This window comes from Bacillus cereus group sp. BfR-BA-01382, from assembly GCF_022663475.1.
Lineage (GTDB): Bacteria > Bacillota > Bacilli > Bacillales > Bacillaceae_G > Bacillus_A > Bacillus_A thuringiensis_S.
The window spans coordinates 1-354 of record NZ_JAKUFQ010000314.1 but is presented as its reverse complement, the minus strand read 5'-3'; the positions used below and the strand labels follow the sequence as shown (position 1 = coordinate 354).

The following is a 354-nucleotide window of genomic DNA, read 5'->3' as shown; positions in this document are numbered from 1 at the left end:
TACCCAAGGCAACCATTTTACCCTCAACAGCAGGAACAGAGATACACAGAACAATACGAAGAACAAGAGTTACAGCAACAAGAACAACAATATGACGAAAATCCATATGCAACAACGCAAAATCAAGAAACTGAATTTCAACAAAATCCATATGACACACGTCCAAATTATGAATATCCTCAAAATCCATATGCAGTAGCACAAAACCAAGAACAACAATATCCTCAAAATCCATATGCAGCACCACAAAACCAAGAACAACAATATCCTCAAAATCCATATGCAGCACCACAAAACCAAGAACAACAATATCCTCAAAATCCATATGCAGCACCACAAAACCAAGAACAACAA

Annotated in this window: 1 pseudogene; it reads left to right on the top strand. The window is 37.0% G+C overall.

Features of this window, described 5'->3' with window-relative positions:
* Positions 1 to 354, top strand: a pseudogene (locus tag MR160_RS34130) (hypothetical protein); the annotation flags it as partial.